At 74.2% G+C, this 8,778-nt stretch carries 6 protein-coding genes; 3 read left to right on the forward strand and 3 right to left on the reverse strand.

All coding sequences use genetic code 11. The annotated features are described in order from the left end of the window. Window positions 1–76 precede the first annotated feature (76 nt). Window positions 77–3,616: a bifunctional proline dehydrogenase/L-glutamate gamma-semialdehyde dehydrogenase gene (locus tag ACFWEJ_RS24115; RefSeq protein ID WP_377231717.1), complete on the reverse strand. Its 3,540-nt coding sequence runs from the start codon at window positions 3,614–3,616 to the stop codon at window positions 77–79. A gap of 109 nt (window positions 3,617–3,725) precedes the next feature. On the opposite strand from ACFWEJ_RS24115, the gene ACFWEJ_RS24120 reads away from it, so the two are divergent. Then, window positions 3,726–4,496, forward strand: coding sequence for an AraC family transcriptional regulator (locus tag ACFWEJ_RS24120; protein WP_377231718.1), 771 nt, complete (start codon window positions 3,726–3,728; stop codon window positions 4,494–4,496). 18 nt (window positions 4,497–4,514) lie between these two features. On the opposite strand, the gene ACFWEJ_RS24125 is transcribed toward ACFWEJ_RS24120, so the two are convergent. Together ACFWEJ_RS24125 and ACFWEJ_RS24130 are read right to left on the reverse strand one after the other, a co-directional pair. Continuing rightward, window positions 4,515–5,306: an ABC transporter permease gene (locus ACFWEJ_RS24125; RefSeq protein ID WP_377231719.1), complete on the reverse strand. Its 792-nt coding sequence runs from the start codon at window positions 5,304–5,306 to the stop codon at window positions 4,515–4,517. Beyond that, a complete protein-coding gene (locus ACFWEJ_RS24130) occupies window positions 5,303–6,304 on the reverse strand; it encodes an ATP-binding cassette domain-containing protein (protein ID WP_377231720.1) in 1,002 nt (333 codons plus the stop codon). Before ACFWEJ_RS24130 ends, ACFWEJ_RS24125 begins: the two co-directional genes overlap by 4 nt. A gap of 90 nt (window positions 6,305–6,394) precedes the next feature. On the opposite strand from ACFWEJ_RS24130, the gene ACFWEJ_RS24135 reads away from it, so the two are divergent. Next, entirely contained in the window at window positions 6,395–7,159 is a 765-nt protein-coding gene (locus tag ACFWEJ_RS24135) for a TetR/AcrR family transcriptional regulator (RefSeq protein ID WP_377231721.1), read from the forward strand. Window positions 7,160–7,435: 276 nt separating this feature from the next. Continuing rightward, entirely contained in the window at window positions 7,436–8,743 is a 1,308-nt protein-coding gene (locus ACFWEJ_RS24140) for a Glu/Leu/Phe/Val dehydrogenase (RefSeq protein WP_377231722.1), read from the forward strand. The last annotated feature ends 35 nt before the right edge of the window (window positions 8,744–8,778 follow it).

The raw sequence follows: 8,778 nt of genomic DNA on the forward strand, positions 1-8,778 counted from the left end.
TCTCTTTGCGTCCGGGCTATTTGTTGCTTCCCGGGGTCCCGGCCAACAAATAGCCAGCACTCAACGAGGTCGGGGGTCAGGCCGTGCGCTGGTGGCCGTAGCGGTGCATCGTGCGGCTGACCGCCTGCTCGCGGAGCATCGTCAGCAGCTCGCGGCGGCCGCTCGCCAGGACGGGGCCGTCCAGCACCGTCACCGAGCCGAGGCGGCTCGCGGCGGCGTCGCGCAGCCCGGGGGCCTCGCCCACCACGCGGATCCGGCCGGTCACCACGCCGTCGGCGACGGACTCGGCGAACGCCTCGTCCGTGGTCTCCTGCCCGACGACGGTCGCGTCGACGCCCGCCCGCGCGGCCGCGGCCAGCACGCGCTGCACCTCGGCGTCCGGCGCGTCCGCGCCGACGCGCACCGTGATGCCCGGGACGGGCCGGTAGCGGAACACGTTGGACTCGACGCCGAGCCCGGACGGGTCGTGCGCCTGCGAGAACTCGGTGAGCCACACGCGGGCGTCGTCGGCCCGCGCCCAGGCGAGCCAGCCCGCCGGGTCCTCGGTGCGCGACGGCACGTCGGGCGCGTCGGCCCAGCGGCCGAGCTGCGCCACGTAGTTCGGGCCGCCCGCCTTGGCGCCGGAGCCGACGACGGAGGCCTTCCAGCCGCCGAACGACTGGCGCTGCACGATCGCGCCGGTGATGTGCCGGTTCACGTACGCGTTGCCGACCTCGACGCGGTCGAGCCAGTGCTCCACCTCGGTGTCGTCCAGCGAGTGGATGCCGCCCGTGAGGCCGAACGACACCGCGTTCTGCAGCGCGAGCGCCTCGTCCAGCGTGCGGGCGGTCATGATGCCCAGCACCGGGCCGAAGGCCTCGGTGAGGTGGAAGAACGAGCCGGGGCGGACGCCGTCGCGCACGCCCGGGGTCCACAGGCGGCCCTTGCCGAGGCCGGCCTCCTGCGCCACCGCGTCGAGGCGGCGCGGCCGCACGAGCCAGCTCTCGCCCTGCTCCAGCGTGGTCAGCGCGCGCAGCAGCTTGCCCTGCGCGGGCTCGGTGAGCGGGCCCATCACGGTGGCCAGGTCGGTCGCGGGGCCGACGGCGAGCGACGACACGGCGTCGACGAGCTGGCGGCGGAACCGCTCCCCGGTCACGGTGCGCGGGTCGCCCACCGAGCCGACGAGGATCACGAGCGACGCGGCGGAGCACTTCTGCCCCGCGTGCCCGAACGCCGAGCGCACCACGTCGGCGACGGCCAGGTCGAGGTCCGCCGACGGCGTCACGACGATCGCGTTCTTGCCGGACGTCTCCGCGAGCACCGGGAGCTCGGGGCGCCAGGACGCGAACATCTCCGCGGTCTCGATCGCGCCCGTGAGGATCACGCGGGACACGCCGTCGTGCGTCACGAGGCGGCGGCCGAGGTCGCCGTCCGGCACGCGGACGAACTGCGCGACGTCGCGCGCGATGGCCGGGTCCAGGCCGATCTCCGGCGCCACCTCGTCCAGGGCCGCGTGCACGGCCTCGACGGCGATCTCCAGGCAGCGCGGCGTGGGCGGCGCGGGCTTGGCGATCACGGAGGAGCCCGACGCGAGGCCGGCGAGCACGCCACCGATCGGGATGGCGACAGGGAAGTTCCACGGCGGCGTGACCAGCGTGACGCCGTCCGGCGTGTACCGGGCGCCCGGCCAGGCCTCCGACGTCGGGTCGAGGGCCTCGGCCGCCTGCGCGTAGTAGGCGGCAAAGTCCACGGCCTCGCTGACCTCGGGGTCCGCCTCGGCGACGGTCTTTCCGGCCTCGTGCACCATGGCGGCGACCAGGTCGGTGCGCGCCGCCTCGAGGTGCTGGGCCGCGGAGCGCAGCACGCGGCCGCGGTCCGCCGGGGCCACCTTGGCCCAGGCCGCGCCCGCGCGGCGGGCGAGCGCCACGACGTCGTCCACCTGGGCGGACGTCGCCAGCGGCTCGGCGAGCGCCGGGACGTACCCGGAGCGCGTGCTGGTGACCTGCTGGGCCCAGGCGCGGTGCTCGGCGACCGCGGGGTCGGTGTCGGCGGCGTTGTGGAACGGCCCGGTCACCTGCTCCGGCGCGGGGCGCGGACGGCGGCGCGGGGCGACGTCGTCGGCCCCGTAGTGCACGCCCAGCTCGACGGAGGCGCGGAACGCGGCCTCCTGCCGGTCCATCGCGGAGCCCGCCGCGGCGGCGGCCACCTCGGGCGCGAACGCCGCGTGCAGGAAGTTCTGCTCCGTGGCGTTCTCCTCGAGGCGGCGCACCAGGTAGGAGATCGCGACGTCGAAGTCCTCGTCGCGCACGACCGGCGTGTACAGCACCACGCGGCCGCTGTCCTTGGCGACCTCGTCGCGCACGGCGGCGGCCTCGGTGGGCGCCATGCCCTGGAGCATCTCGATGTCGAGCGCCTCGGAGACGCCGCGCGCCCGGCCGAGCAGGATCGCGAGCGCCACGTGGAACAGGTTGTGCGACGCCGCGCCGATGCGGACGGCGTGCGCCCGCTCGGGGCGCAGGGCGTGGTCGAGCATGCGCACGTAGTTGGCGTCGACGTCGGGCTTGGTCGCGTACGGCGCCTGCGCCCAGTCGTGCAGGGCGGCCTCGACGTGCTCCATCGCGAGATTGGCGCCCTTGACGATGCGCACCTTGATGCGCGCGCCGCCGTCCGCGACCCGCTTCGCGGCGAACTCGGTGAGGCCATCCAGGGCGCCGAGCGCGTCCGGGAGGTAGGCCTGGAGCACGATGCCGGCCTCGAGGTCGCGGAACTCGTCGCGGCCCAGGATGTCGGTGAAGACCGCGGTGGTCAGCGCCAGGTCGCGGTACTCCTCCATGTCGAGGTTCAGGAAGACGCCGTGGTCGCGCGCGGCGCGGTAGAGCGGCAGGAGCTGCTCGACGACGCGGTCGCGGGAGCCGTCGAGGTCCCACGTGACGAGCTGCGCGGCGACGCTGGAGACCTTGATCGACACGTAGTCGACGTCCGGGCGCTCGACCAGCGCGACGGTGCGGGCCAGGCGCCCGGCGGCCTCGTCCTTGCCGAGCACGGCCTCGCCCAGCAGGTTGACGTTGAGGGTGTAGCCCTCGGCCCGGGTGCGGGCGAGGTGGGCCGTGAGGCCGTTGCCGGCGTCGGCCACGAGGTGGCCCACGAGCTGGCGCAGCCGGGCGCGGGCGGCGGGGACCACGATGCCCGGGAGCACGGGGGCGGTCAGCGCGCCGGCCCGGAACAGCGCGCGGTCGCTCGCGCTGAGGAACGTGGCGCTGCCGGCCTTCTTGCCGAGGCGGGCCAGTGCCTTGGCGGCGACGTGGACGTCCTGCGGGCGGGCGACGTCGTCGACGAACCCGACGGCGAGCTCCAGGCCCGCGGGGTCGGAGACGAGCGCGCCGAGGGCGGCGGAGGCGCGGGCGACGGCCTTGTCGGTCTTCGAGCCGGCCGTGGTCGCGCCGGTGGTGCCGGCGGCTCCCGTGGCGGTGCCGATCCAGGTCCGGGCGAGGGCTACGGCGTCCTCGACGAGGGTGTCGGCGGCGGGCTTCGCGGGCGGCTCGGTCGGAGCCTGCGGCGTCGCGCTGTCCGGTGCGCCTGCGCCCCCGGTCGGGACGTCGGCGGTGTCGGCGCTCCCGCGCCGGGCAGAGGTCTTCATGACACCAGGGTGCACCCGGTGCCGCTCATGTGTATTGGCAGGATCACTCGCAATCCGCACCGGTTTCGGCCAAGGGGTGACGACGTGCGCCGCGTACGATCGGGACCCGATGAGCAACCCGCCGAACGGCGCCGCTCGGCCCGAGGCGCGGGCCCTGCTGGCCGCACTGCACCCCGCCATGGTCGCCCTGATGGACGAGCTGTCCGGCGTCATGTTCTGCGCCAAGGACGCCGACGGCCGGTACGTGCTGGTGAACCAGGTCTTCGTGGGGCGGACGCGCGAGCGGTCGCGGCGCGACGTGATCGGCAAGCGCGCCGCCGACCTGTTCGTCCCCGAGCTGGCCGAGCGCTACGAGAGCCAGGACGAGCTGGTCCGCACCACGGACAAGCCGCTTCGCGGGGAGCTGGAGCTGATCCGGCACGTCGGCGGGGCGCCCGGCTGGTTCCTCACGTCCAAGCTGCCGCTGCACGACGAGTCCGGCGCCTACGTGGGCCTGGTCTCCGTGTCGCAGGACCTGCGCTCGGGCGACGCCGACGACGCGACGATCCAGGCCATGGCCCGTCTGCGCGGGCAGGTCGAGGACCTGCTGGAGCACGGCGAGGTGCCGTCCGTGGCGGACCTCGCCGTGCTCGCCGGGTGTGCCCCCGCGTCCCTGGACCGCCGGGTGCGCCGGGTCTTCGGCCTCTCCCCGCGCCAGCTCGTGCTCCGGCTGCGCGTGGACCGCGCGGCCCACCTGCTCACGTCGACCACGGTGCCGCTCGCCGACGTCGCGACCGCGGCCGGGTTCTACGACCAGCCGTCGTTCACGCGCACGTTCGCGCGGCTGACGGGGGAGACGCCGTCGTCGTTCCGGCGACGGTCCCGCCGTTCAGGGGCCTGAGCCGGAGGCCACCCGGCCTCAGCGCGACAGCCGCCGGTAGGCGCGCGCCGTCAGCGGCAGGAACACCAGGGTGAGCACGGCCGGCCAGAGCGCCGCGAGGAGCAGGGCGTGGTCGGCCAGCACTCCCCCGGTGATGCCGGTCGGGTTGCCGAACAGCTCGCGGCAGGCGGCCGCCGTCGCGGAGATCGGGTTCCACTGCGCCAGGACCGCCAGCCACCCCGGCATGGACTCGGGCGCGACCAGCACGTTGGACAGGAACCCGAGGGGCCACACCAGCACCTGGACCGCCGTCACGCCGCCCTCGCCGCGGAACGTGAGCCCGAGGAACACCCCAAGCACGAGCATCGCGAACCGCAGCCAGAGCAGCAGCACGACGCCGAGCACGGTGGCGGCGATGCTGCCGGAGGCGCTCCACCCGATGAGCAGCCCGCCCACCATGAGCACCGCGAGCTCGGCCGCGGAGTTCACCAGGTCGGCGCCGGCCCGGCCGAGCGGGACGGCGGCGCCGCTGATCGGCAGCGAGCGGAACCGGTCGGTGACGCCCTTCTTCGAGTCGTTGGCGATGGCGCTCATGGTGGCCTCGATGCCGAACATCATCGAGAGCGCGAAGATCCCCGGCATCAGGTACGCGAGGTAGTCCCCGCCGCCGGGCAGGGCGATCGCGCCGCCCAGCAGGTAGCCGAAGACGAGCACGAGCATCACCGAGAACGCGATCCCGAAGACGGGCGTCCACGGCTCGCGCTGCCAGTGCTTGAGGTCGCGCAGGGTGATCACCCAGCTCTGGCGCAGGGTGGCGGCGACGGCGGTCATCGCAGGGCTCCTTCGGTCGGGGCGGGATCTGTGGGTGCAGGGTCTTCGGTCCGGGCGGGGCCGGTGGGCGCGGCGTCGCGGCCCGTGAGGTGCAGGAACACCTCGTCGAGGGTCGGGCGGCGCAGCAGGATGTCGTCGACCTCCAGGCCGGCGGCGTCCAACGCGCGGACGACGGCGGTCAACGCCGCCGCCCCGCCGTCCGGCCCGGCCTCGACGGTGACCTGCCGCAGCTCGGCGTCGGCCGTGCCGCCGAGCGCCGCGGCGAGCCGGTCCAGGTCGGCGTGCGCGGGGGCCGTCACGAGCACCCGGTCGCCGCCGAGGCGCCGCTTGAGCTGCTGGGGCGAGCCCTCGGCGACGACCTTGCCGGCGTCCATCACGGTGATCCGGTCGGCGAGCTGGTCCGCCTCGTCGAGGTACTGGGTGGTGAGCAGCACGGTGGTCCCGGCGGCCACGACCTGGCGCACCGTCTGCCAGACCTCGTTGCGGGCCCGAGGGTCCAGCCCGGTGGTGGGCTCGTCGAGGAACAGCAGCGCCGGACGGCGGATGAGCCCGGCAGCGATGTCGAGCCGGCGGCGCATGCCGCCGGAGTAGGTGGACACCTTGCGGTCGGCGGCGTCCAGCAGGCCGAAGGTGCCGAGCAGCTCGTCGGCCCGCTCGCGCGCGGCCGCCTTGGACAGGCCGTGGAGGCGGCCGAACATCACGAGGTTCTCGCGGCCGAACAGGATCTCGTCGAGCGCCGCGTGCTGACCCACCAGCCCGACGGACGAGCGGACCGCGGCGGGTTCCTTGCGCACGTCCCGGCCGGCGACGCGCACCTCGCCCTCGTCGCAGCGGGTGAGGGTGGCGAAGGTGTTGACGGCGGTGCTCTTGCCGGCGCCGTTGGGGCCGAGCAGCGCGTGGACGGCGCCGGCCTCGATCTCGAGGTCGAACCCGTCCAGGGCGTGGGTGTCGCCGTACCGCTTGCGCAGTCCGCGGGCGACGAGGGGTGGGAGGGACATGGCGTCTCCTTTTCCGTACAGCGTACGACTAACGGCTCGCCCAGCGTAGCATTCATTCCGTACGGCGTACGAAAAAGTTACGGTGGGTCCATGTCGGACCACCCGGACCCCGTCCTTCGCCTCCTGTGGCGCTACGACGACGGCGCGCCGTCCGCGCCTCGGCGCGGACGCAAGCAGCGGCTGAGCGTGGACGACGTCGTGGACGCCGGGATCCGGATCGCCGACCGCGACGGCCTGCCCGGCCTGTCGATGCGCCTGCTCGCCACGGAGCTCGGCCTCGGCGCGATGAGCCTGTACACCTACGTGCCCGGCCGGGACGAGCTCGTGGTGCTGATGGTGGACCGGGCGCTGGGCCGCCGGGAGCTGCCCGCGATGCCGGACGACCTGCGCGAGCGGATGGCGCTGGTCGCCCGCTTCCACTACGAGGAGTGCCGGCAGCATCCCTGGCTGCTCGAGGTCTCCGGGCTGCGCGCCTGGGTCGGGCCAGGCGCGTCCGACCTCTACGAGTGGCAGCTGTCCGCGATCGAGGGCGCCGGGCTCGACGACATCGAGATGGACCAGACCGTCGCGCTGCTCATCGGCTTCGCCGGGAACGTCGCGCGCGCCCAGGAGGCCATCCGCGCCGAGGAGCGCGCGTCGGGGATGACCCAGGCCGACTGGTGGGCGGCGAACGCCGACGAGCTCGGCGTGGTGATGGCCGGACGCGAGTACCCGCTGGCCGGACGCGTCGGCGCCGCCGCGGGCGAGGCGTACCAGGCGGCCACGGACCCCGCCCGGGAGCTGGAGTTCGGCCTGGCCCGCATCCTCGACGGCCTCGTCGCCCACATCGAGCACAAGCGCGCTGCCACGGGCTGACGGCACCGGTGGAGCGGCCGACCACGCGACCGGCGTACCCCGTGACGCGTTCAAAGGCCGCCCTCACCGGCGTCCTTCTCCCCGGCGCTTGGCGGCTGAAGGAACGCTGATTCCCAAGCAATGGCACGATCACCGGAAAATCACCGGCCGACACCCCACGGCTGGGCACATTCGCCCATCGAAGCGATACGGTGAGACCGAGGCGCAAACCCCGCGCCGCGAAACCCGCGCCCCCGCCCCGAGGCGGTCGGCGCCGTTCTCCCCCGGAGGACCCACGTGACGACGACAACGACGTCCACCACTACCCCATCGCCCACCTTCGCCTCGTCCGACACGCCCGCGGAGGGCTCCGCGCTCGCGACCGCGCACGCGCAGCTCGCCACCGCGGCCGAGATCCTCGGCTACGACGAGGGCCTGCACCGCATGCTGGCGACGCCGCGCCGTGAGATCCACGTCGCCGTGCCGCTGCGGCGGGACACGGGCGAGACCGTGCTGTTCCACGGCTTCCGCGTGCAGCACAACGTGAGCCTCGGCCCGGGCAAGGGCGGCCTGCGCTACCACCCCTCCGTCGACGTCGACGAGGTGCGGGCGCTGGCCATGTGGATGACCTGGAAGTGTGCGGTGGTCAACCTGCCGTACGGCGGCGCCAAGGGCGGCGTCGCCATCGACCCCCGCGGCTACTCGCAGGCCGAGCTGGAGCGGGTGACCCGGCGGTACACGTCGGAGATCATGCCGATGATCGGCCCCGACACCGACATCATGGCCCCCGACATGGGCACCGACGCCCAGACGATGGCCTGGGTGATGGACACCTACTCGGTCAACCGCGGGTACACCATCCCCGCGGTCGTGACCGGCAAGCCGCTGGCCGTCGGCGGTTCGCTCGGCCGCGGCACCGCGACGTCGGCCGGCATCGTGCACGTCACGGGTGCCGCGCTCGCCGAGGCGGGCGTCGACCTGAGCGACGTGTCCGTGGCCGTTCAGGGCTTCGGCAAGGTGGGCTCGCACGCCGCGGAGATCTTCGCGGCACGCGGCTCGCGTGTCGTCGCCGTCAGCGACCAGTACGGCGGCATCCGGAACGACGCCGGCCTCGACGTGCCCCTGCTCATGGAGCACGTGCGGCGCACCGGCTCGGTCGTCGGGTTCGACGCGGCCGACCCGGTCACCAACACCGAGCTGCTCGCGCTCCCGGTCGACGTGCTGGTCCCGGCCGCGATCGAGGGCGTGCTCGACGAGACCAGCGCGGGCTCCGTCAAGGCCCGCTGGGTGGTCGAGGGCGCCAACGGCCCGACGACGGCGGCCGGCGACGCGATCCTCGCGAAGAACGGCATCACCGTGGTCCCCGACGTCCTCGCGAACGCGGGCGGCGTGGTCGTCTCGTACTTCGAGTGGGTCCAGGCCAACCAGACCTACTGGTGGACCGAGCAGGAGATCGCCGACAAGCTCGAGTACCGCATGACCACGGCGTACGCCGAGGTGTCGGCGCTGGCCCGGCGCGAGGCGCTGTCCCTGCGCGACGCCGCCCTGGTCATCGGCGTCAAGCGCGTCGCGGAGGCGCACCAGATTCGGGGCCTCTACCCCTGATCCGGCCTCTGGCCGCGCACGTGTCAGACCCCCAG

It is taken from the genome of Promicromonospora sp. NPDC060204 (assembly GCF_042728455.1).
In the GTDB taxonomy this organism is placed as follows: domain Bacteria; phylum Actinomycetota; class Actinomycetes; order Actinomycetales; family Cellulomonadaceae; genus Promicromonospora.